Origin of the sequence: Glutamicibacter arilaitensis Re117, assembly GCF_000197735.1 — a bacterium.
In the GTDB taxonomy this organism is placed as follows: domain Bacteria; phylum Actinomycetota; class Actinomycetes; order Actinomycetales; family Micrococcaceae; genus Glutamicibacter; species Glutamicibacter arilaitensis.
In genome coordinates this window covers 605,024-628,157 of record NC_014550.1, presented here as the reverse complement: position 1 = coordinate 628,157, position 23,134 = coordinate 605,024, and the positions used below count along the sequence as shown (strand labels likewise).

At 58.5% G+C, this 23,134-nt stretch carries 24 protein-coding genes, 2 tRNA genes and 2 riboswitches; of the genes, 11 read left to right on the top strand and 15 right to left on the bottom strand.

Annotation, left to right across the window (positions count from 1 at the left end; genetic code table 11):
- The first annotated feature begins 7 nt into the window (after positions 1–7).
- Positions 8–81 (top strand) — tRNA-Arg (locus tag AARI_RS03355).
- A 122-nt stretch (positions 82–203) separates the two neighbouring features.
- On the opposite strand, the gene AARI_RS03350 is transcribed toward AARI_RS03355, so the two are convergent.
- Positions 204–1,433 (bottom strand): ROK family transcriptional regulator, encoded by a 1,230-nt coding sequence (locus AARI_RS03350; protein ID WP_013347945.1) that lies wholly within the window; start codon positions 1,431–1,433, stop codon positions 204–206.
- Between the two features lie 200 nt (positions 1,434–1,633).
- On the opposite strand from AARI_RS03350, the gene AARI_RS03345 reads away from it, so the two are divergent.
- Positions 1,634–2,032 carry an NUDIX hydrolase gene (locus AARI_RS03345; protein ID WP_226910898.1) on the top strand — a complete coding sequence of 133 codons (399 nt, stop codon included), beginning with the start codon at positions 1,634–1,636 and terminating at the stop codon, positions 2,030–2,032.
- 37 nt (positions 2,033–2,069) lie between these two features.
- Here the strand turns inward: AARI_RS03345 and AARI_RS20395 are convergent, their stop codons facing one another.
- The 4 genes from AARI_RS20395 to AARI_RS03325 all read right to left on the bottom strand — a co-directional run bounded on the left by AARI_RS20395 (position 2,070) and on the right by AARI_RS03325 (position 5,925).
- Positions 2,070–2,366 carry an HNH endonuclease gene (locus AARI_RS20395; protein WP_396231223.1) on the bottom strand — a complete coding sequence of 99 codons (297 nt, stop codon included), beginning with the start codon at positions 2,364–2,366 and terminating at the stop codon, positions 2,070–2,072.
- A gap of 429 nt (positions 2,367–2,795) precedes the next feature.
- Positions 2,796–3,623, bottom strand: a complete 828-nt coding sequence (locus AARI_RS03335) for a C40 family peptidase (RefSeq protein WP_013347942.1) — start codon at positions 3,621–3,623, stop codon at positions 2,796–2,798.
- Between the two features lie 3 nt (positions 3,624–3,626).
- Positions 3,627–3,797: riboswitch (cyclic di-AMP (ydaO/yuaA leader) on the bottom strand.
- A 123-nt stretch (positions 3,798–3,920) separates the two neighbouring features.
- Positions 3,921–4,967 (bottom strand): M23 family metallopeptidase, encoded by a 1,047-nt coding sequence (locus AARI_RS18425; protein WP_013347941.1) that lies wholly within the window; start codon positions 4,965–4,967, stop codon positions 3,921–3,923.
- Positions 4,968–4,971: 4 nt separating this feature from the next.
- A riboswitch (cyclic di-AMP (ydaO/yuaA leader) is annotated at positions 4,972–5,122 on the bottom strand.
- A gap of 107 nt (positions 5,123–5,229) precedes the next feature.
- Positions 5,230–5,925, bottom strand: coding sequence for a metal-dependent transcriptional regulator (locus tag AARI_RS03325; RefSeq protein WP_013347940.1), 696 nt, complete (start codon positions 5,923–5,925; stop codon positions 5,230–5,232).
- Positions 5,926–6,186: 261 nt separating this feature from the next.
- Between AARI_RS03325 and serC the strand changes: the two genes are divergently transcribed.
- Positions 6,187–7,308: a phosphoserine transaminase gene (serC, locus tag AARI_RS03320; protein WP_013347939.1), complete on the top strand. Its 1,122-nt coding sequence runs from the start codon at positions 6,187–6,189 to the stop codon at positions 7,306–7,308.
- 76 nt (positions 7,309–7,384) lie between these two features.
- Here the strand turns inward: serC and AARI_RS18420 are convergent, their stop codons facing one another.
- Positions 7,385–7,996 (bottom strand): DUF3027 domain-containing protein, encoded by a 612-nt coding sequence (locus AARI_RS18420; RefSeq protein ID WP_013347938.1) that lies wholly within the window; start codon positions 7,994–7,996, stop codon positions 7,385–7,387.
- 3 nt (positions 7,997–7,999) lie between these two features.
- Positions 8,000–8,383 carry a cold-shock protein gene (locus AARI_RS03310; protein ID WP_013347937.1) on the bottom strand — a complete coding sequence of 128 codons (384 nt, stop codon included), beginning with the start codon at positions 8,381–8,383 and terminating at the stop codon, positions 8,000–8,002.
- Between the two features lie 252 nt (positions 8,384–8,635).
- On the opposite strand from AARI_RS03310, the gene AARI_RS03305 reads away from it, so the two are divergent.
- The 5 genes from AARI_RS03305 (at position 8,636) to AARI_RS03285 (ending at position 12,549) form a co-directional block, all read left to right on the top strand.
- On the top strand, positions 8,636–8,854 hold the full coding sequence (locus tag AARI_RS03305; RefSeq protein ID WP_013347936.1) for a hypothetical protein: 219 nt from the start codon (positions 8,636–8,638) through the stop codon (positions 8,852–8,854).
- Positions 8,855–8,912: 58 nt separating this feature from the next.
- Positions 8,913–9,620 carry a response regulator transcription factor gene (locus tag AARI_RS03300; RefSeq protein ID WP_013347935.1) on the top strand — a complete coding sequence of 236 codons (708 nt, stop codon included), beginning with the start codon at positions 8,913–8,915 and terminating at the stop codon, positions 9,618–9,620.
- A gap of 52 nt (positions 9,621–9,672) precedes the next feature.
- Positions 9,673–11,211: a sensor histidine kinase gene (locus tag AARI_RS03295; protein ID WP_013347934.1), complete on the top strand. Its 1,539-nt coding sequence runs from the start codon at positions 9,673–9,675 to the stop codon at positions 11,209–11,211.
- A gap of 113 nt (positions 11,212–11,324) precedes the next feature.
- Complete coding sequence (locus tag AARI_RS03290) at positions 11,325–11,615, top strand: WXG100 family type VII secretion target (protein ID WP_013347933.1); 291 nt, start codon at positions 11,325–11,327, stop codon at positions 11,613–11,615.
- Positions 11,616–11,658: 43 nt separating this feature from the next.
- Positions 11,659–12,549 carry a DUF4031 domain-containing protein gene (locus AARI_RS03285; protein ID WP_013347932.1) on the top strand — a complete coding sequence of 297 codons (891 nt, stop codon included), beginning with the start codon at positions 11,659–11,661 and terminating at the stop codon, positions 12,547–12,549.
- 103 nt (positions 12,550–12,652) lie between these two features.
- Here the strand turns inward: AARI_RS03285 and groL are convergent, their stop codons facing one another.
- From groL to AARI_RS03270, 3 genes are all read right to left on the bottom strand, one after another.
- Positions 12,653–14,290 carry a chaperonin GroEL gene (gene groL, locus AARI_RS03280; RefSeq protein WP_013347931.1) on the bottom strand — a complete coding sequence of 546 codons (1,638 nt, stop codon included), beginning with the start codon at positions 14,288–14,290 and terminating at the stop codon, positions 12,653–12,655.
- A 298-nt stretch (positions 14,291–14,588) separates the two neighbouring features.
- On the bottom strand, positions 14,589–15,194 hold the full coding sequence (locus AARI_RS03275) for a LytR C-terminal domain-containing protein (RefSeq protein ID WP_013347930.1): 606 nt from the start codon (positions 15,192–15,194) through the stop codon (positions 14,589–14,591).
- A gap of 42 nt (positions 15,195–15,236) precedes the next feature.
- Complete coding sequence (locus AARI_RS03270) at positions 15,237–15,527, bottom strand: DUF3263 domain-containing protein (protein WP_013347929.1); 291 nt, start codon at positions 15,525–15,527, stop codon at positions 15,237–15,239.
- 255 nt (positions 15,528–15,782) lie between these two features.
- Here AARI_RS03270 and AARI_RS03265 point away from each other — a divergent pair, with 255 nt between their 5' ends.
- A complete protein-coding gene (locus AARI_RS03265; RefSeq protein WP_013347928.1) occupies positions 15,783–16,457 on the top strand; it encodes a uracil-DNA glycosylase in 675 nt (224 codons plus the stop codon).
- Here AARI_RS03265 and AARI_RS03260 read toward each other — a convergent pair.
- Positions 16,454–18,124: a threonine/serine exporter family protein gene (locus AARI_RS03260; protein WP_013347927.1), complete on the bottom strand. Its 1,671-nt coding sequence runs from the start codon at positions 18,122–18,124 to the stop codon at positions 16,454–16,456. The genes AARI_RS03265 and AARI_RS03260 overlap by 4 nt on opposite strands.
- 200 nt (positions 18,125–18,324) lie before the next feature.
- Here AARI_RS03260 and AARI_RS03255 point away from each other — a divergent pair, with 200 nt between their 5' ends.
- Positions 18,325–19,371, top strand: a complete 1,047-nt coding sequence (locus AARI_RS03255) for an LLM class flavin-dependent oxidoreductase (RefSeq protein ID WP_013347926.1) — start codon at positions 18,325–18,327, stop codon at positions 19,369–19,371.
- Between the two features lie 57 nt (positions 19,372–19,428).
- On the opposite strand, the gene AARI_RS03250 is transcribed toward AARI_RS03255, so the two are convergent.
- Both AARI_RS03250 and AARI_RS19545 read right to left on the bottom strand, forming a co-directional pair.
- A tRNA-Val gene (locus AARI_RS03250) sits at positions 19,429–19,505 on the bottom strand.
- The gene (locus AARI_RS19545) at positions 19,496–19,870 is read right to left on the bottom strand and encodes a hypothetical protein (protein WP_157867074.1); all 375 of its coding nucleotides are present in this window, start codon (positions 19,868–19,870) and stop codon (positions 19,496–19,498) included. Before AARI_RS19545 ends, AARI_RS03250 begins: the two co-directional genes overlap by 10 nt.
- 45 nt (positions 19,871–19,915) lie before the next feature.
- Between AARI_RS19545 and AARI_RS03245 the strand changes: the two genes are divergently transcribed.
- Positions 19,916–20,533 (top strand): GNAT family N-acetyltransferase, encoded by a 618-nt coding sequence (locus tag AARI_RS03245; protein ID WP_013347925.1) that lies wholly within the window; start codon positions 19,916–19,918, stop codon positions 20,531–20,533.
- A 4-nt stretch (positions 20,534–20,537) separates the two neighbouring features.
- Here AARI_RS03245 and AARI_RS03240 read toward each other — a convergent pair whose 3' ends face one another.
- Complete coding sequence (locus AARI_RS03240; RefSeq protein WP_013347924.1) at positions 20,538–21,470, bottom strand: hypothetical protein; 933 nt, start codon at positions 21,468–21,470, stop codon at positions 20,538–20,540.
- The gene (locus AARI_RS03235; RefSeq protein WP_041649302.1) at positions 21,467–23,113 is read right to left on the bottom strand and encodes an HsdM family class I SAM-dependent methyltransferase; all 1,647 of its coding nucleotides are present in this window, start codon (positions 23,111–23,113) and stop codon (positions 21,467–21,469) included. Before AARI_RS03235 ends, AARI_RS03240 begins: the two co-directional genes overlap by 4 nt.
- Positions 23,114–23,134 lie beyond the last annotated feature (21 nt).

The following is a 23,134-nucleotide window of genomic DNA, read 5'->3' as shown; positions in this document are numbered from 1 at the left end:
CGCCCAAGCCCCTGTAGCTCAGTAGGATAGAGCGACCCTCTCCTAAAGGGTAGGCCGTCGGTTCGATTCCGGCCAGGGGCACAACTGAAGCCTTGTTTCCATTCTGTTGATTGGAAACAAGGCTCATTTTGTAGTTACAGGGATAAATACAGAAGGGACGTTCCCGATGGAACGTCCCTTCTGTATTTTATCTTGAGCTGAATTTATCGAAGCAGCAGTGCGGTCGCCTTCGGCGACAGCGAAGCATCCATGACGACGCAGGCGCCACCGATAGCACCAACATTGGAGCCGAGCTCGGAGGTGCGCATCTCGATTTCATGCACGCCACGCAAAGCGAAGCGGCGACCGATGGCATCGTTGACCTCGTCAGCGACCAGTTCGCGGACCTTGTCCCACTGCGGGCCTCCGAGGACAACTTCACGGACATCCAGCGAGTTCGCTAGCTGGCCGGCTACTTCGCCTACCTTGACCATTGCTTCGATGACCAAGTCCTTGGCGACCTTGTTGCCTTCATGAGCCAGCTCGTAGAGGCGGTTCATTCCCGCTGCGCGCTGTTCTGGGCCGACGATTTCAAAGCTTGGCAGTTCCAGTCCGCGTTCCTTGGCCTGAGCCGCGATGAATTCGTACGAAGTGCCGGCAGCGAGGCAGTCATCCGCTCCGCATTCTTCGCACTTCACCGACTTGTAGCCCGTTGAGTAATGGCCGATTTCGCCGGCGTTATTGCTCGAACCGTGGTGGACGTCGCCGTTGAGCACTAGACCAGCGCCGAAGCCGTGACCGCAGTAGACGAAGACGAAGTCGTTATTCTTCTCTTCCTTGGCCTGCCAAAGTTCACCGACTGCCGATGCAATGGTGTCCTTTTCGATGATGACCTGCAGACGCAAGAGCTTGCGCAGCGGGTTCACCAGTTCAACATCTGCCCAGCCGTCGAGCAATGGCGGGTTCAGCACAACGCCTTCTTCAACGTTTACCGGACCTGGAACTGCGATGCCGACACCCACGATATGCTTCTTTGGCACGCGGATTTCAGCAATGAGTTCCTTCACCGTGGTAGCCATGAGCTGTACGGTCTCGGTAGCAACTTCAAGGTTGGGAACTTCAATGCGACGCTCGCGCAAAACTTCACCGCGCAGGTTCATTGCGACGAAGGTGAGAACGCTAGGGTCAAGATGGATACCGATAGAAACGAGGCGGTTGCCTTCAAGTTCCAGAACGGTGCGAGGCTTTCCCGGGCCGGAAACGATAGTGCGGTCTTCTCGGACAATTCCATCATCCAGCAGGCGGCGGACTACGTTGGAAATGGTCTGTGGAGACAGACCAGTGGAACCAGCCAGTTCGACGCGGCTAATTCCTTCTGCAGCCCGTCGAATTGACTCGAGAATTACGGCTTGGTTGAAGTCTCCCAAGCGTCCTAAATTTGTACCCCGTCGCATAAATTGCTCCATTGATCTGTAAAGTTGATGGATCGATCTTTCATTTCCAACGTTTCCCATAGTCAGTCAAAGTTTCGGTTAGCTACTGCGAGTAAAATAACCATGACATCTTAGAACTAAAAACGTTGGAGATCCATTTAAGCACGTTACCATCTCTAACTCGTATAAACACGCGATATTGTGTTTTAGTGAGGAAAAATTTGACGATCTCAGCGGCCTGTTTAATCAACAACCAAGGAGAAATACTCCTGGTTCGGAAACGTGGAACAACGAAGTTCATGCAACCCGGCGGGAAGCCAGAAACCGGGGAAACTGCGTTACAAACTATCATTCGAGAAATTCGTGAAGAACTTGGCATCGATTTTACGGCCGAGCAACTGCACTTCGATGGTGAATGGACAGGACCAGCCGCCAACGAAGCAGATACCCTGATCCATGCGTCGCTATACAGCGCTCGTTACGACGGGGCGCTCACGCCGTTGGCTGAATTGGAAGAGCTGCTGTGGATTGATCCACAGCAGGCCTTGGAGCGCGACGATCTGGCCCCGCTATTGCGCGACCATGTCTTGCCCCTGGCCATTGCACGAGCCAAGGCGTAAGTCGCAACAAACTATTCACGCAGCTTACCGTTGGTCTCTAGCTCGCGTGTAGGTACTCGTTCCATGCTGCATCGACATGTTGCAACCCCGAAACGAGGTGGCCGGCGACTCTCGGACGGTGCGGGGTGATACGTAATTGCCAGCCCAATTGCGAGAGCATCTTGTCCGCCTTCCTGCTATTGCAGTGCAGGCATGCAGCAACCAAGTTCTCCCAGGTGTTCTGCCCTCCCCTGCTTCGCGGAATGACGTGATCAATAGTATTGGCGGATTTGCCGCAATAAGCGCAGGTAAAGGCGTCCCTACGCAAAACGCCCCTACGGGTGACATGAAGCATGTCCCTGTGGGGGCGTCGTACATAACGTTTGAGAACAATGACCGTGGGCCTTGGTAACTCGCCATGGGAACTGCGGATGGGTGAGAAATCATCTTGGAGCACAATGCTCGCTTTATCGCTCATAACAAGCACTAGAGCTCGACGGAATGTCACAACGGCTAATGGCTCGTATCCTGCGTTTAATACTAGTGTTCGCATTGCTCGTACTACCTTCATGAACCGATGGCCGCCATCTGGCATTGATGGAGCTCGCGTTCTGCTCGGAGTGTCTCTAAGCGCTAGCCTATGCGATGGGTCGGTTCATTGGTGAGTACCTAGCGAAGAAATTGTCTTCTTTTCATCGCTTTGATGCCCCTTGTTCATCTGGTTAAACGAACATAGGCCATCGGATGTCTTTCTCATCCGATGGCCTATGAAAAGCTTTTGTACTTAGCCAGCTAGGGTGTAGTAGCCGTACAGTGGGTTGCGCGAAACCGAGTGGATCATGGTGTCCACGGTTGGGTTCTGTGCACCAATCATCTGGCCGCCGCCCAGGTAGATGCCAACGTGGCCGCCACCATTCTGGAATACCAAGTCGCCTGGCTTAGGGTTGCTGGTGCGAACAAACTGGCCGGATCCGAGGATAGCCGAGGTGCCGCGAGCAATGTTGATGCCGTGCTGTGCGTAAACGTACTTGACGAAGCCGGAGCAATCCCAGCCGCTTGGACCGTTGCCGCCCCAGACGTATGGAACGCCAACGTACTTGGCAGCGGTTGCTGCAATGCCGGAAAGGTTGGAGCTCTGAACAGTGGTTTCAGCCTTTGGCTGAGCCTTCTGCTGTGGAGCCGATTCCTGGCCACCCGAACGGCTCTGGCGAGTCATTGGGGCCATCGAATCGGAGCTGCCCGAGTTGTTGCTACGGGTAGTTGGGGTGATGTCATTGGAAACTGCAATGACAACTGGCTCTGGCTTCTCCTCAGCGGTGAAGCTAGCGCGCTCGATAGCGATGTCAGCCTTCTTGTCGGCAGCTACCTTTACTGCCTTGACTGCAACGCGCTCTGGGTTGATGGTGTCAACTGGCGATGCGGAAACGTCACGTGGTGCGGTTGCCTGTCCTGGCACGCCCAAAGTAACGATCAAGCCGGATGCTGCAGCTACAACGGCAGCCTGTCGACCCACCGAGCCTGCGTTGGACGCTACGGCCTGTGAAATCGCCTGTAGCGAATTGGTGCGTGGTACGTCGGCACGGCGACGTCCATGTGCATGACTCTTGGTCAAAGTATTGCCTCTCCTTGATACCTACGAGGTAAGCTGTCGGGTTCGAAGTGGAGTTACCTCGGTGGACTCGAAGTTTCCTTCTCTATCCACTTCACCCCTAGGGTTGTTAGCCAAAACTAACGACCCGATGTTGGTTCCCCCGCCACTGCCGTACGAGTTGTGTATAACTGCTCATTGCGTGTTGGCAGTGCTCGGTTCTCACGCAACGTTGCCCAGGGTTCCCCATGGCACGCGTTCAAGCTTATAGGAAGATTTTTGAAATGTCACGTTTTGATCACGGAATGGTGACGAACGTCGTTATAACCAACCTGCTGGGTCTTTAAACTGACCATCTACGATCACTTCAAAGTGCACATGTGGCCCCGTTGAGTTGCCGGTGCTGCCGGCTAGAGCAACGACGTCGCCGCGCTTAACCTTCTGCCCGACCTTCACAACCAACTTGCTGTTGTGGCTATAACCGGTCTCAAGACCGTTGCCGTGATCGAGAGTGATGCGGTTGCCGGAGTGTCCAGCCCAGCCAGAAACGGTCACGATGCCATCTGCGGCTGCGTATACCTTGGTACCGCTTGGCACGCCGTAGTCGGTACCGCTGTGAATCATGTATCCGGCACCGGTTGGGTTCTTACGGTGACCAAAACTCGAAGTGATTCGCTGCGTGGTAACTGGCGATCCGAGTAAACCTGAGGTGTCCTTGATCGCCGTAATGCTGCCGCCCGAAGCGGTCATGACCTCAGCGAATTTTTCTTCCTTGGCGACCTCGGTGTTCAATTCCGAGGACAAAGCCGCGCGTTCCACAGAAAGTTCCGCGTTGCTGCTTGGTGCGGTGACATCTACAACTGCAGACGTTGCGGTGCGCTGTGCAGCTACTTCAACAGCTTTCTGCTCTTCTGAGTTTCCGGAAAGCTGTGGGGTTACGGCCGCTAGTGCCAAGCCCGAAACTGCGGCTACTGCTGCAACCTTATGGGCAAACCCACGGTGAGCTGTCTTCTGGACCTTGGACTTAAAGCTCGCGATGAACGCTACATTGCCAGCGGCTTCAACCGGCTTCGGCTTGCTGGCAGATGCTGGAGCAGCATTTGGAAGTAGAACAACATTGCTGGCCACATCCGTCGCAGCAAGCATGCTCTGGGTTGGAGCAACACCGTAGCGGTGCACGGAGTCGAAGCGGCGACCAACGAAATCTTCATGAACCGGCTTGGCCGGTGCAATCATCGGGACGGTGGCAGCAGCTCGTGCTGCCCGGCGCCCGCCGGTGCGCTCAGTAGCCGAAGCAGTGACTTCTGCAATCACATCCACTTCAACGTCTGCAACGCGACGACGTCCCGCAGTCTTGGTTTCTACCAAAACATTCCTCTCACTGTTGCGCCTACGAAGTTAGCTGTCGGGTTCGGCTCTGGAGAATGAGCCGGCCTGCTTGTCGCAGAACTTCACCCCAAGGCGTTTGCACGCCGGAAAGTGGGTCCCCCGTTATTGCCCTCAAAATTTGGTGACCGTTTCTGGCGCAGGGCAACACTAGGCGGTCGCACCAGAAATGGATGGAACTAGCTAGACCGCTAGCACCAATGCTTAACGTTACCTGTCAACACAGAAAGTTACAATTTCGTTATCATTTCTGAGACTTTACAAATACGTGTGCGCTGACCTCAACTGGCAGCTCCAATGCGCCTTCGATGCCTTGCACACGCACGACGACATAGTCATCGGCGCGTTCCAGAGTGACGATCGCGCCGGGGCGGATACCGCCTTCGTTCAGTTGTCCGAGCAGGATTGGGTCCGTCTGGATCGGTTCAGCGAGGCGTTCAATCGCCAAGGGACCGATATTTCCGGAGAGCAACGCGTCATCCAGGTTCTCGACATCGTGTGAGATCTCGCCCACGTTGGGGCCGCCGAGCACCTCCAACCCCGGAATTGGGTTCCCGTACGGCGACACTGTTGGCTTGCCCAAGAGATCAAACAGTCGGCGCTCGACGCGCTCACTCATCACGTGTTCCCAGCGGCATGCTTCGTCATGGACGTATTCCCAATCCAAGCCGATGATGTCCGAGAGCAGGCGTTCGGCCAAGCGGTGCTTGCGCATCACGCCGGTAGCCAATTCGTGACCTTTCTCCGTCAACGCCAGGTGCCGGTCGGTGGACACGATCACCAAGCCATCGCGTTCCATGCGGGCGACCGTCTGTGACACAGTAGGGCCGGAGTGGCCTAGACGCTCTGCAATTCGGGCACGCAAGGCCACGATTTCCTCTTCTTGAAGCTCAAGAATGGTGCGCAGATACATCTCAGTTGTATCGATAAGGTCAGACACTGTAGCCGCTCCTGGAAGTCACAACAATTAAAGTTCGCTTGAAAATTACCTAGCGTCGATATCCCACTCTACTTGGTCTGAGTGACAGAAAGCGCTGTAACCCGCCATGCCCTCGGCGTAACCGACCGACGCGCTTTTCTCACGAACCCCCGCTATTTGCGAAGATGTCTATTGAAACGCCAAAGCTACCTATCAATATTCCCGACCTTGGGGATGGGTGGCCCCTACGGCACTTCAATCTATCGCTACAAGAGGAGCGCGATGAGCACGGATATCAAAATTCCAGAAAACCTTCTGCCTGCCGATGGTCGATTCGGCGCCGGACCGTCCAAGGTTCGTGCAGAACAGGTTCAGGCCATCGTCGATGCTGGCCCCGAGCTGCTTGGCACTTCCCACCGCCAGGCTCCAGTCAAGAACCTCGTCGCCTCGGTGCAGGACGGCTTGAAGGAAATGTTCAACGCGCCAGCAGGCTATGAAGTATTGCTAGGCGTGGGCGGTTCCACCGCGTTCTGGGATGCAGCGGCCTTCAGCTTGGTCCGTTCCAAGGCACAGCACCTGTCCTTCGGTGAGTTCGGTTCAAAATTCGCCAAGGCTACCGACAAGGCTCCATTCCTGGAAGCTTCCTCAATCATTGTTGGCGAGCCTGGCACCGTGCCCGAACCAGTCGCCGAAGCGGATGTAGACCTCTACGCATGGCCTCACAATGAGACTTCCACCGGCGCTGCCGCACCGATCCAGCGTGTTGCTGGTGCGAATGCCGATGCGTTGGTCGTCATTGACGCCACCAGCGCCGCCGGCGGACTGGATGTCGATCTGGCCGAGACCGATGTGTACTATTTCGCCCCGCAGAAGAACTTCGCTTCGGATGGCGGCTTGTGGCTGGCCTTCGTTTCGCCTGCTGCCATTGCCCGCATCGAAGAAATCGCAGCTACCGATCGTTGGATCCCGGACTTCCTGAATCTGAAGACCGCTCTGGATAACTCGCTGAAGAACCAGACCTACAACACCCCGTCGCTGACCACGTTGGTCGGGCTGGATGCGCAGATCAAGTGGATCAACGCCAATGGTGGTTTGAAGTGGGCAGCAGCACGCACTGCGGAATCTGCCGGCAAGATCCAGGCATGGGCCGAGGCATCCGAAATTGCCGCCCCTTATGTTGCCAACCCTGCTCACCGCTCCAACGTCATCTCAACTGTTGACTTCGCAGATTCAGTGGACGCTTCGGCAATCGCCAAGGTGCTGCGTGCCAATGGCGTGGTCGATGTGGAGCCTTACCGCAAGCTTGGACGCAACCAGTTGCGTATCGCAACTTTTGTTGCGATTGAGCCAAATGACGTTGAGTCGCTGCTCAAGTGCATCGACTACGTGATCGAGCAGCTCTAGAGCTTCACGATTTAACGTCAAAGACCTTCGCCCAACGATGCAACATCGTTGGGCGAAGGTCTTTGCTTTTTACTGCCTAGTTTTCTTTGCGCGTCCGATTGCGTTGCGCTGCCCGGCGTCGGGCTGCGGTGCGCTGTGCGGTCCGGCGGCGGCGCACCTGGCGTCGGGCTGGAGACTTATGAGTCTGAACCGTCTCCTGGTCGCTTTCGGCATCTTCTGCCTCATCCGACTCAGGCTGCTTCTCAGTGGCTGAAGTGGAATCTTCAGCCACTGCAGCGTCAGGTTGAGTCTCAGCGCGTTCTGCTGAAGCCGCGGTTCCGGTATCCTCGCCAGAGGTTTCACCGGCTTCCTCAGCGCTAGCCGCTTCAATCTCTTCCTTGGCCAAGCGGTCTGCCCACGGCACCCATGCTGGAGCAAGCAGCGAGTGCTCTCCGGCGATGATGCCGACTTCGCACACCGTCAGGTCTTTGGACTTAGCCCGAGACACCCGTGCAAGTGTGGCAAACCAGGTCCATCCTTGGTATCCCTTTTTATGGGAGACAAAACGATGGGTGACAAGTCGCTCACCTTCCGCCGTGACCCCTAGGTGTTCGCCGATTTCCGACACGCCTGCAATTTCTGCGAGCGCACCGCGAGCAGTATCCACTGCCTCGGCGAGGATGGTGTCCAACTTGGGTTTACGGGCCATTATTTATGCGTCCAGATCGTCGGCTACCGCACGAAGTACGGTAGCAACCTTCTTGCCATATGCCTGTTCAGGATAACGCCCCTTGTGCAAGCTATTGGAAACGTTGTCGAGCAGCTTAATAAGATCTTCGATCAGCACAGCCTCCGCTTCCGGCTTCTTGCGCTTGGCGCGGGCGACCGACGGTGCTTCTTCCAGCAGTCGCAAGCTCAGTGCCTGCGGACCACGCCGGCCTTCGGCAACGCCGAATTCCAGTCGGGTTCCGGGGCGCAGGTCATGCACGCCTTCGGGCAACGCTGCAGCATTGACGTAGATCTCTTTGCCGTCCTCGGCAGTGATGAAACCGAAACCCTTGGCCTTTTCGTACCATTTAACCTTGCCGCTAGGCATGATCGCTTACCTCGTTCGTTCTTTAACTAAGCTGCATAGCCGAGGCCTGCTCAGCGCCATGCATTTTCATATGTGCGTTCCCGCGGAGCCACTACCGGAATTCTTCTATATTTCTTGCCGGGTGCTCAAACTGCCGAAACGCTTCAAGTCCTTTACCTAAGATTATGTCATCTCTGGCACGGGGAATTCATCTTACCGGCCATTCTTCGGATTCTGCGTACAGGCACAGCCTCCACGGCTAAACTTGGTAGCGTGAGCGCTTCATCCAAAACCATGTCCTTCCTTTCGCGTTTGGCGATTGCCATCGCTGTCCTCTCGGCCTTGGCCCTGATTGGAATCCTGGTCTTCTACTTCCAGGGGATCGCTATCCCACCCCTATTGATGCTCTGCGCCCGTTTCGGTTTGCCCACGGCATTCATCCTGGCCGCCGTGGTGATTTTCGGAAACGTCGCCCGACGCCGAAGCAACTAACCAACCGCCTCAGCTTTCGCCCAGCAGACTCCCAGACTTCTTCGGCAAACTAGGGTTCATGAGTCCAAAAACTGCTGAGGCAAAACTTCTCGTTGTCGACGACGAGCCAAACATCCGCGAACTGCTTTCCACTTCCCTGCGCTTTGCAGGCTTCGAAGTCGTTGCTGCTGCCAATGGACGCGAAGCTCTTGCCGCCGTTGAAGCCGACGAACCAGATCTGGCCGTCTTGGACGTCATGCTCCCGGACATGGATGGTTTCACCATCACCAGGAAGCTGCGTGCCGCCGGCCGCCATTTCCCAGTTTTGTTCCTGACCGCACGCGATGACACCAGCGACAAGGTCACTGGTCTGACTGTTGGCGGCGATGACTACGTCACCAAGCCATTCAGCCTGGACGAAGTCGTAGCCCGCATCCGTGCCGTGCTGCGTCGTACCGCCAGCGGCGAGGACGAGAACGCGACCATTTCCGTTGCCGACCTTGAACTGGATGACGACGCCCATGAGGTGCGCCGTGCCGGGGAGATCATCGACCTCTCCCCTACCGAATTCAAGTTGCTGCGCTACCTGATGATGAACCCAAACCGAGTGCTGTCCAAGTCGCAGATCTTGGATCACGTCTGGGAATACGACTTCAACGGCGACGCATCGATCGTTGAGTCCTACATTTCTTACCTGCGCCGCAAGGTTGACCGCCCTGAATGGCCTGCGCTTATCCAGACCAAGCGTGGTGTCGGCTACCTGATGCGCACCCCGGATCGCCGCTAAGAGCATGAGTATCGGTCCGAGCCAATAGTTGAAGGCCTTGTAAAGTCACCTTATGAAGTCATTTCGAGCCCAGTGGCGCCGCACCTCGTTGCGGACCAAGCTGGTCACGGTCATGCTGGGTCTGATGATCGTCGCGATCTTCGCTACCGCAGTCGGTTCAGCGCATACGCTGAGGATCGCGATGACCAATCAGATCGATAAGCAGTTGAACGTGTCTAAGTCGACAATGGCTTACGGTCTGAACAAGGCCTACCTGTACTCGTTGAACGAGGACAGCGGCAGCCACGACGCCTTGGATGTCGATGCCACGCTGCTCGGCTTGAGCAGCGCCTACGCGGATATCCGCGACCAGGACGGCGAAATCGTTTACGTGATGCCGCGTTCGCGGGTCGGGCCTTCCAACGGCACCGACCTGCCGCTATTGAATATGGAAGAAATTCAGCAGCTGGCAGCTCACCCGAACTCCCCTGCGACAGTTCCTGGCGCTTTTCCGACCTCCGCGGGTTGGCGTACGGTCATGATTCCGCTCAAGAGCAGTGAATTGAACCTGTTCCTGTCCATGCCGCTGGACAATGTGAACCGTACTGTCAATCAAACCGCCGTGCTGGTGCTCTCCACCGGCACGCTCACTGCCCTGCTGATGTCGATGATCGCCTACGGACTGACCGGGCGTTCACTCAAACCGCTGATTAATGTGGAACGCACCGCGTCGATGATCGCCGATGGCGACCTATCCCAGCGTGTTAAGGACTACCCGGCAGAAACCGAAGTCGGCAGGCTTTCCCGCTCGCTCAACGCCATGCTGGCCCAGATTGAAAAGGCGTTCAACGACCGCGAAGCTTCCGAACGGAAGATGCGCCGCTTCATCCAAGACGCATCCCACGAGCTGCGCACCCCGCTGGTGACCATTCAGGGCTACTCGGAGTTCTACAGATATGGCGGACTGGCAGAGCCCGAAGCCATGGACTCGGCAATGGGCCGCATTGAAAGCGAATCCAAGCGGATGGCCCGCCTGGTTGAAGACCTGTTGATGCTCGCCCGCTTGGACGAACAGCGACCCATGGAAAAACAGCCAGTGGACCTGCTGGTGCTCGGGCAGGACGCTGTGGAAGACACCAAGGTCCGTGCACCGGACCGTACCGTCAAACTTGTCGGCCTGGTCTCCGATCGTCCAAGTCCGGCAAGCACTGTCGGCGATGATGCCCGCATTCGCCAGGTGATCGCTAATCTGATCACCAATGCCCTGCGCTACACTCCGGAAGGCAGCCCGCTGGAAGTCGCTGTCGGTGTACGCTCGCTGGTCGCAGGAACGATGGACGCTGTGGTCGAAATCCGCGACCATGGACCAGGAATCCCTGCTGAAGATGCCAAGCGCATTTTTGAACGTTTCTACCGTTCGGATAGCTCGCGCCAACGCGAGACCGGAGGTTCCGGCCTGGGCTTGGCGATCGTTGCGGCCATTGTCCAGCAGCATGGCGGCTCGGTGGCCTTGGCAGACACCCCCGGCGGTGGAGCGACGATGTCGATTTCATTGCCATATGAACCGCTTCGCGAACCTAAGGAACCGGAAGTCGACGATATCGAGGACTAACGGCGCTTAGCTTTTATCCACACCCCGTGCTGGCCGCCGCCAGCACGGGGTGTGGTGTTTCTAGGGTGAATGCATCAGTGATCAAGTCACTCATCTTGGAAAGGATGATTTCAGTGAGTACGTTCTCCACCAATACCGGCGAAATGCAGGTTAAGTCCCAGGCCGTCATGAACACCATTGACCGGTTGCGTCATGAGGTTTCGACCATGCAGATGAATCTCGACCAGCTGCAAAGTACCTGGCAGGGTTCTGCAGCTGCCTCCTTCCAGTCAATCGTGGCCGAATGGAGGTCAACCCATGTGCAGATCGAGGAGGCGCTGAGCAGCATTGCCACGGCCCTGAACCACGCATCCATGCAGTACGAAGAGGTCGAGCAGGTCAACACCTCATTGTTCCGGTATTGAAACGCACAGGCGCAACGGCCGGTTGATCAGTAGGCTTAGCCCTATGAGTATTCTGATTGACCCGCCGCGCTGGCCTGCCCATGGCACGCTCTTTGCCCATTTGGTGTCGGATACCTCCTTGGCTGAACTGCATCAGTTCGCTGAACAACAAGAAATCTCCCGTCGGGCGTTTGACCGCGACCACTACGATGTTCCGCGCGAACACTACGACCGCCTAGTTGCGGCTGGCGCTCAGGAAGTCTCGGGAGGCGAACTGGTCCGCGCCCTGCTCAGCTCTGGGATACGGATACCGGCCAAATACCGGCCCGAGAAGCTGGGAACGATCCTCTCCCGCCGCTGGGCGCGTACCTTGCCTACCGAGCCCCAGCTCGGCTCTGAGCTCTTGGAGCGCTGGTCCCAGTCCCATCGGCACTATCACGACCGGGTGCACCTGCTCTCGGTGCTCGAAGCACTCGATTGGCTGGCCAAGGACAATACCGATCCGGAAGAGCTCATGCTGCTTCAACTGGCTGCCTGGTTCCATGATGCGGTGTATGAAGGAACCAGCGAAGACGAATTCAAGTCTGCGATATTAGCCCGCGAACGGCTGTGGGGAGTACTCTCCCCCGGGGCAGTCTCGAAAGTCAGTGACCTCATCATGCTCACCGCCGGGCATTCCCCGGCAGATACCGACCGCTTGGGAAATATCCTCTGCGATGCCGACCTGGAGGTCCTTGCACGCCCCACGGTCGCCTATCAACGCTACGCGGAAGCTATCTACAAGGAATACGAGCATCTGCCTCGCCCCCTGCTCGCATCAGGACGCAGCAAGATCCTCACAGGGCTGCTGGAGAAAGACAAGATCTACGGCACGCCCGCCGGTATCCAGCGCTGGGAGCCCGGTGCGCGCATCAATCTGAGCAATGAACTGGAATTGCTGCGAAGCTGGCTCTAGTTCAACGCCTCTTCGAGGCAAAACGGCCGATGGCCCGGATACCTTGTGAAAAGGAATCCGGGCCATCGGCGCGATGATTGCTTGGTGCCTTGCGGCGGGAAGCTTAGAAGCCGCCCATGCCGCCCATGCCACCCATGTCATCTCCACCGGCTGGAGCAGCGCCAGCAGGAGCTGGCTTTTCTGCGACAACAGCTTCGGTGGTCAGGAACAGGCCAGCGATCGATGCTGCGTTCTGCAGAGCCGAACGGGTTACCTTCACTGGGTCGTTGACGCCAGCTTCCAGCAGGTCCACGTACTGACCGGTGGCAGCGTTCAGGCCGTGACCTGCAGGCAGGCCCTTGACCTTGTCAGCCACGACGCCTGGCTCCATGCCAGCGTTCAGTGCAATCTGCTTCAGAGGTGCTTCGATGCCAACGCGAACGATGTTCGCACCGGTTGCTTCGTCACCTTCCAGAACCAGCTTCTCGAATGCAGCAGCGCCAGCCTGGATCAGTGCAACGCCACCACCGGCGACGATGCCTTCTTCAACAGCTGCCTTGGCGTTACGCACAGCATCCTCGATGCGGTGCTTGCGCTCCTTGAGCTCTACCTCGGTAGCCGCGCCAGCCTTCAGCACAGCGACACCGCCGGAGAGCTTTGCGTGGCGCTCCTGCAGCTTCTCGCGGTCGTAGTCCGAGTCGGTGTTCTTGATCTCGGCTGCGATCTGGGACTTGCGGCCCTCGATTGCGTCGGCTTCGCCGCCGCCTTCAACGATGGTGGTTTCGTCCTTGGTGATAACGACCTTGCGGGCGGTACCCAGGACTTCCAGGCCTACGTTGTCCAGGGACAGGCCGATTTCCTCGGAAACAACCTGGCCACCGGTGAGGATGGCGATATCGGTCAGCATGGCCTTGCGGCGGTCGCCGAAGCCTGGAGCCTTGACAGCAACAGACTTGAACAGGCCACGGATCTTGTTCAGGATCAGGGTAGCCAGTGCTTCGCCTTCAACATCTTCGGCGATGATCAGCAGCGACTTGTTGGACTGCATGACCTTCTCCAGCAAGGTAACCATGTCCTTGACCGAGGAGATCTTCGAGTTCACGATGAGGATGTATGGATCCTCAAGAACGGTTTCCTGGCGCTCAGCATCGGTAACGAAGTAAGCGGAGATGTAGCCCTTGTCGAAGCGCATGCCCTCAGCCAGCTCAAGCTCCAGACCGAAGGTGTTGGACTCTTCAACGGTGATGACGCCCTGCTCGCCGACCTTGTCGAGAGCTTCAGCGATCAGACCGCCGATTTCCTTGTCGCCAGCGGAGATCGAAGCGGTAGCAGCGATCTGCTCCTTGGATTCGATCTTCTTCGCAGCGGCGAACAGTTCAGCGGTGACAGCTTCTACAGCCTTGTCGATACCGCGACGCAGTGCGATTGGGTCAGCACCTGCGGCAACGTTGCGCAGGCCTTCCTTGACCAGTGCCTGTGCCAGTACGGTTGCGGTGGTGGTACCGTCGCCAGCGACGTCGTCAGTCTTCTTGGCAACTTCCTTGACCAGCTCTGCGCCGATCTTCTCGTAAGGATCTTCGAGGTCGATTTCCTTAGCGATGGATACACCGTCGTTGGTGATAGTAGGGGCGCCCCACTTCTTTTCCAGAACGACGTTGCGGCCGCGTGGGCCTAGGGTGACCTTTACCGCGTCAGCAAGGGTGTTCAGGCCGCGCTCTAGTCCGCGGCGTGCTTCCTCGTCAAATGCAATCATCTTAGCCATTGTGGCGTACGGTCCTTTCGGGACGATTTTGCGAAAATGCAACCGACAGACAGCGCCCGCGACGGACGAGTGGAGCGGCGTGGCATCGGGCCAGCAGCCGTTTCAGCTCTCGCTATCTGAGGTATTTTCCACGCTCCACGCGTTGCGTACGCTTCCTGGTGCTTCTTGAAGTTCCCCTAGGAACGCCAAAACCGACCAGCGTTAGCAGTCACAACACGAGAGTGCTAATACAAATATTGGCACTCTCGCATGGCGAGTGCAAGCTGATCGGCTGTAAGCGAATGGAATTATGAACGAATTATTCGTTTAGCCCCAAGGTGTCATCGGTGCCCAAAACCACGGTGACTCGGTTCGGGATGTTGGTAGTCTGCAAAACTTCCTCGACTTTCAAGACTTCGGCAGCTTTTTCAGCAGTAGTCCGGTAGGACTCAGACATGTAATAAACCGCCGAAACTTCGGCTGGCTTGGTCCAGTTGTCGGCCACGATGCTGGTAAATCCGGCTTCGGTCATGGCGTCTTCGCCTGCGGTGGCCAAGCCGGCGATGTTTGCAGCGTTATACACGCCGATCAGTTGGCCGTAGAGCACGTCTTCATCATCGATGGTGCTCGATGGCGATTCGCTTTCGCTCGGGGTAGCTTCCTCGGAGCTCTGCGGGGTCTCTTCCTGGGACTGCGACGATTCGCTGCCAGTGGAAGTGGCAAGGGTTTCCTTCAGCTGCGGACCAAAGATAAAGGACAGGGCACCGATCACCAGCACGAGCACAGCGGTCAGCACTACCCAGCGCAATTTTCCACCGGTTGACTTCGACGCGGCGGACTGCGCCCATCCGTGGGCGTGGTGCGAGCCCACACGGGTGCTGAATTCCGGAACGCGATCAAATTCGTCACGCGGGTAGTTGGTCATTCTTGTCCTTGCTCGAGGTCTGATTGGTCACGGCAGGCAGGGTTATCTTCCCGTGCCGACCTTACCGCCCACGCGACGTTTTGTGGAACGTGCTCTGCGCAGGCGCTTGACCAACATCGGGTCGTAGGCCAGTGCCGCGTCGGTTTCAATCAGCTGGTTCAACAACTGGTAGTAATTCGTCGGCGACATCGAAAATTGCTTGGTAATGGCTTGTTCTTTGGCCCCGGCATACTTCCACCACAACTTTTCCAAGGTGAGGATCTGCTGCGAACGTTCGTCCAATTCTGAATCCGGGTTCATCACGAAATCCACCAGCAATTCATTTTCAGCCATACGCTCTCACCTCGATCCTTAGTTCGATTTTCTCGGGTTTCAGTTATGCATGCAATCCGCCTTCGGCAGACATACCACCGATATTCTAACCAATCCGCTTGCCTAACGCCGTGTGGCCGAGCACAGGCACGCCAGAAAAACGGCACAATTAACTCTATGGACGATTTGCAGCCAGCACTTTTCGACGCACCTGGGCCAGCCCCGTTGCCCGTTTACGAAGCCTCGGATTTCCCTTTTTACCATGGGGCGAAATCAATGGCCGACCTCGGGTTTATCGCGCCAGACTGGGTTCAGGCGCTCCAGGAGCAGGACTCACTGCTCAAGTCCCTGGCGTCGCTTCTAGCTGCCCGCTCAGCGGCCGGTGAACAGATCCTGCCAGCGCCAGAGGTGATGTTCCGCGCACTGAGTCTGCCATTGTCTGAGGTCAAGGTCCTAATTATTGGCCAGGACCCTTATCCGACGCCCGGGCATCCCAATGGACTTGCCTTCGCGGCCAACAAGCAGGTTCGTCCCCTGCCCCGCTCCTTGTCCAATATCTACAAGGAGTTGCAGGCGGATCTGGGCATCGCCCCGGTCCCGCACCCGGATCTGAGCCCGTGGCTTTCCCAAGGAGTGCTGCTGCTGAACCAGGTGCTCTCCGTTACCGCCGGGGATGCCGGCTCCCACCAGAACCTCGGGTGGTCCCCAATAGTGCAGAGCATCCTCAAGGCGCTCAATGAACTCCCGCACCCTCCGGTGGCCTTGCTGTGGGGCAAGCACGCCCAGAAGCTCTCGCAGGCTCTGCCCAACGCAGAGCAGCTGCATAGCGCCCACCCTTCGCCTTTGTCAGCCTCGCGTGGCTTCTTCGGCTCCAAACCCTTCTCAAACATCAATCGGCTCCTGTCCGAAAAGGGACAGAAGCCGATTGATTGGTCATTGCCGAAAGCCTAGCGGCGGCGGATCCGCCGCCGTTCGCGCCGAGCATTGGAAGTCAGCGGGCGGCACAGGGTGTCTCCGAAAACGACGCCTCCAGCGATGGAGAGCATGATTGCCATGGCGTTGAACATCTCCACCAGCCCGGCCGCGGTCTCATCCACGTTGATGACGATGCCGTACATGGCGCGGAAGATCATCAAACCCGGCAGCAGGAACATAACCGCGGGAGCTGCCAAGACCAACTGCGGGGATCGAAGCTTGTCTGCTGCGAAGCGCGCGGCGAAACCAATGACAGTGGCAACCAGCGCCGGGGTGGCGCGATCGCCCAGGCCAATGCTTTCGGCCAGCAGCATCACCAGATAACCGCCCACTGCGATGCCGGCGGTCGGCAGCAGCAAGCGCAAGGCACTCTGCTCGGTGACCGCGCCAGCGACGATGGCCACGCCCACCAAGACCACGAGCAGCCAGGTTGGATACTCGGTCTGGACGATCTTATGCACGTCGACCTTTTCTCCGCCTAGCAGATCCGAGATCACCAGAGCGGTAGCGATGCCGCAGAGGATTGCCCCGTAGATCAAGCTGGCTGAGAACAAGCGTCCCACCGCTGTGACCGGGAAGCCGTTGATGGCATCTTGCAGCGCCGAAACGAATCTGCCCGATGGCAGCAGCAGCAAGATACCGCCAGAAACCACCAATGCCGGGTCCAGCGGCGCATGGAATTGGTGGCCGAGCAGGGCAATGACCGTTACCGTCAATGTCGAAGCCGCGATGGTGAAGAACTCGGGCACGCGCCAGCGCGAACCATAGCGGCTGATCTGGGTGACAAGGCTGGAAGAAACCATGGCCACCAGCGCCCCCGCCCATGAGCCGCCGATGAACAGCACGAATGCGGCGGCAAAGACCGCACGCGAGGTAGCGGCGATCCAACGCGGGAACGGCTTGGGCTTGCGCGTGATTTGTTTAAGCCGCGCAGCTGAAGCGGTGCGTGAAACTCCGCCTGCGATGATGTCCGAGACCAGCTCGTGCACCAGGACCATGCCTGCGTAGTTCGAGGTGTAGGAACGCACCACGCGCAAGACCGAGTAGCTCTCGCCATCTGGCGGGCTGTAATTCAGGTGCAAGGACTGGTTGGTGATATCCACATCCAGGTGGCTGAGGCCAAGGGCCGCAGTCACCGCGATCACGCTGGTTTCCACTTCCAAGGCGCCTGCGCCATAGCGGATCAACGTCTCGCCCAAGTCCAGCGCGAACTCCATGGTGCGCCGGTTTGAAGCGTCCTGGTCTACGTTGATTTTGGGATTGGCATAGGGGGTGCCTTGCAGGCGCTCGACAATGTTCAGCGCCTCGGTTGGCGGGGCATCGGAGATCCACATTTTCGCCAGCAGCCGGCGAGCCACGGGGTTGGCTCGGGTAGGCATGAGGGTGATGCCCTCATCGGTGGTGTGCACCTGTCCGGTGCGCCACTCGATATCCGTGGCATCAGCAGCCGCCACATTGGCACTAACCGCAGTATTCAGCGGCAGTTCGGACGCCATCAGCGGTTCTTCGACAGGCTCTTCCGGATGGAAGCCCATATTGATTTCGCTAGTGACAATGCGTGGCATGGCACCAGCTATCGGAGCCGGATCCTCACCCACGGCATTCGACGAGGTGGACCGCTCCTCGTCAGATCGATATGCCACGAATCACGCCCCCTGAACCAAAGTTTTTCCCATGGATTCACCATACAACCCGTGCATGAAAAGTTGTCGGGAACGTGGCGAATTCCGATGGTATCCCCGAACACATTTAGGTGCTTTTCTGCTTGCTGGAATATCGGAGGGCCGATTGCGGTTGAACCAGTCAGAAGTTAGATGTGTTTGCATATAAACCGGAGGATCTGATGAGCACCAAACTCCCCCTGCCAGAAATCGGCGCCGAGACCTTCGGTGACATCACCGAAGACGCCCAAGGCAACCCGCTAAGCCATGCCCAGGTGATTCGAAACGTCATCGCCGAAGGGCAGCAGGCCGAGGCCTCGAATCTCGATTTCTTCGGCGTCGGCGAGCACCACCGCGATGACTATGCCATCTCCTCCCCCGAAGTCGTACTGGCCGCTTTAGCAAGCATCACGCAGCGCATCAAACTGGGCACCGCGGTGACCGTGCTCTCCAGCGACGACCCGGTGCGCGTATACGAACGCTTCGCGACCTTGGATGCGATCTCCAATGGACGAACCGAAATCATCGCCGGCCGCGGTTCCTTCATCGAGTCTTTCCCGCTGTTCGGCCTGGACCTCGAGGACTATGAGGACCTGTTCGAAGAAAAGCTGCACCTGCTGGCCAAGCTGCGCCACGGAAAACCGGTTTCCTGGCAGGGCAAGCACCGTGCGGCTCTGCGCAACCAGCAGGTGTACCCGCTGCTGGAAGACCGTCCGCTCACCACCTGGGTGGGCGTCGGCGGCAGCCCGCAGTCGGTGGTCCGCGCCGCCCGGCACGGCTTGCCCCTGTGCTTGGCCATCATTGGCGGGCAGCCTTCGGCATTCGAGGGATTGGCCAGCCTCTACCGCCGCGCGCTGGAGGAATTCGGCCAGGAACAGCTGCCCATCTCTGCGCACTTCCATGGCCTGGTGGCATCGACCGACGAAGAAGCCCTGGAAACGCTCTGGCCTCACTACCAGCGCACCATGAACCGTCTGGGCGCCGAACGCGGATGGCCACCGGCAAGCAAAATGCGCTTGCAGGCTTCCATGGGCCCTGAAGGCGCCATGATGGCAGGCAGCCCGCAGACCGTGGCGCAGAAGATGGCCAAGGTGACCACGCAATTAGGGCTATCCCGCGTTGACATCAAATATTCGGCCGGATCCCTGCCGCACGAGGTGATGATGGAGAGCATCAAGCTGCTCGGCGAAGAAGTAAAGCCCCGGGTGCACCAGCTGCTGGGAAGCTAAGCGCCGAAATTGAGCCGGAAATCACGAAAGCCACCGCGACGCGGTGGCTTTCGTGATTGGTGGATCTTACTGGACTCGAACCAGCGACCTTTCGCGTGTGAGGCGAACGCTCTAACCAACTGAGCTAAAGATCCATCTGCGCTCTGACTTGCAAGCCAAGTGCGTATGCAATCTTACCGGGCAGCGGACCTGACTCCAAATCGGTTCCGGTTCCGGTTGTCGCAAACCGGTTGTAAAACACACCGCAAATGCGCTGAAACCAGCCATCAGGGACAAGATAATCCGTTGGTTGACCAGAGCAGAAAATCAGCGCCAAATAGTTTATTTGCGATTCACTTAAAAGTACCCATCTCCACTTGTCAAAAGGGCACTTTAGACTCCATAATTTTTCTAGCTCATCGAGCTCAAACTGGACCCTACAAGGAAGTTGCCGGAAGCCGCCGGCATCGGTCCCCTCAAGGCCAACGAAACCGCGCAGTGGATTTTCTCCACCGTGCAAAAGCCTTATCTTTCGTTCGTTCTTAGAATTTAGGACCGTACCCCAGTGTTTGAAAACCTGAACTTTTCCTTGTCATCCCTATGCGTTCAGCCAGCCCAGCGCGCCGAATTAGCGTCCCTGTACACCGTTGTAGACCAGCGCTGGAACCAGAAATTCGATCGCCTGTCGCTGTTGGTGACCGTGCGCGACCAGGGCACCCTGGTCGCTGCTGGCCTGGTGCATGATTCCATCGTTGCCCCGACCTCTTCGATGAACGCCGTAGAGCTGGGCTGCATGGCCGTGCGCGCCGATTACCGTCGGCTGGGTATCCGCCAGCATGTAACCTCGCTGCGCCTTGCCCACGCCCTGCGTGCGGGCAGAACCCCGATCAGCGTTATAGATTCGCAGAACCCCGCTTCGTGGGCGTTCTACGAACGATCCGAGCTCTGGGAGCGCGAGCGCAGCTTCGAACACGAGGGGCAGCTGAAGTTCATCTACCGGGCTACCGAAGCCGCTTGGCAGTGGGCCGCGCAATTGCCTCAGGCCAGCGAAGATCAAGTCGCGATTCGCTTGTCCCAAGCACCGGCGCCTAGCGCACCTTTCACCCTGGCTCCGGCCTTGGCCTACCCGCACGCTGCCCGCTACGGCTCCGATGACTCAGCTTCGCCGGTCCCGGTGATGTGACTGCCTAGAACAGGGCGTCCTGCTGCTCATCGACTGCGTCGTGCCCCGGCAGCGGGGCGACTTCGCCAGCTCGGCGAGCGCGCGCGGCCTCGTGCAGGTCGATCGGGGTGACTTTCAGGACCGCATCAACCATGGCATTGAGGAACTGCGGGGCTGCGATATCTGCAGGCACCGGAGCATGGACGCACTTGACTTCCGGGTTTTCTGCTGTGTCATCCCAGTCCACCAGCAGCAGGCCGGTAGCGGTATAGCCAAAGCCGTCGCCGAAATCGCGCAGCTTGCGGATCATGTCCACGGTGCGGCGGAAGGCGGCCGGCTCGGATTCCAAGATCGTGGCGCGCTGGACGAAGAAGAACCCGACAGCTGCCAGCGGGTAGCGTGCGCGCAGGTTAGCCGCATCTCCATAGGCTTCCTCGTAGCGGTTGGCCAGGTTCTTGCCGAAGGAAGAGGTCATGGCCTTGGTGCTCAGCAGCAGCTCAGGGCCGGTAGACCAATGGGTCATCACCACATCTGTTTGCTTCATGTAGGCGCGGCCCAGTATGCGCGCATCGGTGCTGCCGGCCTTGCCCGACATGATGGATTCGTGGACCTCGTCGGCCAGGCGCTCGGGAAGCTTGCGCAGCAGCTCAAGGATGTCGCTGGACAGGACCCGGGGCGCCTCCGGGCGCGGCCAGACCAGATCCGCATCGAATCCGGCACGGCGCAGTTCGTGGGCCAGCCACGCATCAACGCCCTGGGCGAAGCGGCCGGAGCGGGTCACCGCCTTATTGCGTACCGGGATGCTCAGCAGGCGTTCGAGCACGCTGAAGGAGGGGTTGAATGCCTCGGTGACTGCCCCGTTGTTCAGCCAGGGCGAATCCTTGGCCGCTGACATCAAGGTGGTATCGAATTCGGCAAAGGCCAGGGTCTTTTCAACCACGGGGTTAGCCACGTTCATCCCTTCACTGCTTTGCTTCGGGCCTTTCGGCGTTCGAGCATGCTTGTTCGCGCGGCATGGACCGCGGCAACGGCTGCGCGGTCCAACCCGAGCATCTGCTTGAGCACCACGTTGTCGACCAGGTCCGTGGCTTCCTGCTTGCGCCCTTGCTGCAGCAATTCGCGCACCGTGGGCTTGATGGAACGCAACCGCTTGGCATGGCGCTGCACCAGGTCGATTGACGGGACCGGCAGCTGGTCGGCTTCACGCGGTTCCAGCTTCAAGATGCCCCCGCCATATGAGCGGCCCACCATTTCAGCGCCGAGCATGCTCAGGGTATTGAGCGATGCAACCGAAAGCAGCTCCCGGCCCAGCTGGCGGACATCAGCGCCGAGGTACACACCATGGATCGAGTTGATGTGGTGCACTCCAGCCTCATTGGCGGTCAACCGCGGGGTATCTGCGTTCATATAGGTCATGAACAGGTCCGGGACCGAGAGGACCGGTACCCGCCACCACGGCGAGCGCACCCGGCATTTATAAGCCTGGTCAACGTTCTGCAGCTCACCGCTGGCCACTAAGCGCGCCCCGGCGGCACTGGGTTCCGCTGCGGGACGGAACATGTAGGTGGCAGCCCCATGCTCGGTGAGCTTTTCCCAGTCTTCCTCGCTCAGTTCCAGCCCGCGCAGGTGGCGCGAGCCCGGAGGCGAGATGCGGATGAGGTCCTCGCGCACCAGCCCCAGCTGATGGATCTGCCCGGCGGAGAGGGTGAACCACTTGTTATTGCCGGTGACAGCTCCCAGCGAGGTCTCGCCCCAGGACTGCAACGGCGCCATCCGGCCGGCGGCCAGCGCCGTGGCCAGGATCCCTTGGGCTTCAAGACCTGCCAATGAACCGGTCCAGCGGTCGCTCATGCGCACCGGGGTGTGGCGCACGCCTTCGCCGAGGGTTTGCAGATCCTGGGCATTGCGGAATTGGTGCAGGTTGAAGGAACCGCTGGCCCCTTCGCGGTACCCCTTGGCAAGCAGCAGCACCACTTCTTCCTGTGCATCGGCAAACAGGCGTTCTTCGAAAACTGCCAGGTGCACGTCGGCGAAGCGTTCAAGCAGCATTTGGCGGACCGGTCCGGCGTAGTTCACGAACATCAGCTCCGCAGGCAGTACCAGGGCCAGGCGGCCGCCGACGGCAAGGAAGCTGGTGGCGTGCACGACGAAAGCCGCCCAGATGCTGGCAAGTTCGTTCAGCTCCACGCCCGAGGCCTTGGCCGCGGCGCGCGAGAGCTGCCGGTCGGCGCCTCGGTGCAGCTGGTAGCGCACATAGGGAGGGTTTCCGATAACAGCATCAAAATCTCCGTGGCCGGAGACTTCGAAGAAGTTGGCCTGTTCGATCCGCGCATTGATCCCAGCCGCGCGCATCCGCTGGCGGGCTGCCTGCACCGATGGCTCGTGCAGCTCCAGACCCAGCATGTCCAGCTGCTCGCGCTGCTCATCGAGCACCGAATGCGCGGCGGCAAGGAATTGCGCTTCACCGCAGGAAGGTTCCAGGACCCTGGATCCCTGCTGGCCCAGCGCCCACTGCGCCATGAAGCTGGCTACGGGTTCTGGGGTGAAGTAGGCACCGCGCGCATGGCGGGCGGTGGCCTGGTCGTTCAATTCTTTACTCAACACGCATCGATCTTTCCACGC

What these genes read in the sequence shown, in the direction of transcription:
- AARI_RS20395 (WP_396231223.1), bottom strand. Translation starts at nt 2,366, where the DNA reads ATGCTTCATGTCACCCGTAGGGGCGTTTTGCGTAGGGACGCCTTTACC.
- AARI_RS03285 (WP_013347932.1), top strand. Translation starts at nt 11,659, where the DNA reads ATGAGTATTCTGATTGACCCGCCGCGCTGGCCTGCCCATGGCACGCTC.
- AARI_RS03300 (WP_013347935.1), top strand. Translation starts at nt 8,913, where the DNA reads ATGAGTCCAAAAACTGCTGAGGCAAAACTTCTCGTTGTCGACGACGAG.
- AARI_RS03270 (WP_013347929.1), bottom strand. Translation starts at nt 15,527, where the DNA reads ATGGCTGAAAATGAATTGCTGGTGGATTTCGTGATGAACCCGGATTCA.
- AARI_RS03255 (WP_013347926.1), top strand. Translation starts at nt 18,325, where the DNA reads ATGAGCACCAAACTCCCCCTGCCAGAAATCGGCGCCGAGACCTTCGGT.
- AARI_RS03265 (WP_013347928.1), top strand. Translation starts at nt 15,783, where the DNA reads ATGGCCGACCTCGGGTTTATCGCGCCAGACTGGGTTCAGGCGCTCCAG.
- AARI_RS18420 (WP_013347938.1), bottom strand. Translation starts at nt 7,996, where the DNA reads ATGGCCCGTAAACCCAAGTTGGACACCATCCTCGCCGAGGCAGTGGAT.
- serC (WP_013347939.1), top strand. Translation starts at nt 6,187, where the DNA reads ATGAGCACGGATATCAAAATTCCAGAAAACCTTCTGCCTGCCGATGGT.
- groL (WP_013347931.1), bottom strand. Translation starts at nt 14,290, where the DNA reads ATGGCTAAGATGATTGCATTTGACGAGGAAGCACGCCGCGGACTAGAG.
- AARI_RS03295 (WP_013347934.1), top strand. Translation starts at nt 9,673, where the DNA reads ATGAAGTCATTTCGAGCCCAGTGGCGCCGCACCTCGTTGCGGACCAAG.
- AARI_RS03310 (WP_013347937.1), bottom strand. Translation starts at nt 8,383, where the DNA reads ATGCCTAGCGGCAAGGTTAAATGGTACGAAAAGGCCAAGGGTTTCGGT.
- AARI_RS03275 (WP_013347930.1), bottom strand. Translation starts at nt 15,194, where the DNA reads ATGACCAACTACCCGCGTGACGAATTTGATCGCGTTCCGGAATTCAGC.
- AARI_RS03350 (WP_013347945.1), bottom strand. Translation starts at nt 1,433, where the DNA reads ATGCGACGGGGTACAAATTTAGGACGCTTGGGAGACTTCAACCAAGCC.
- AARI_RS03240 (WP_013347924.1), bottom strand. Translation starts at nt 21,470, where the DNA reads ATGAACGTGGCTAACCCCGTGGTTGAAAAGACCCTGGCCTTTGCCGAA.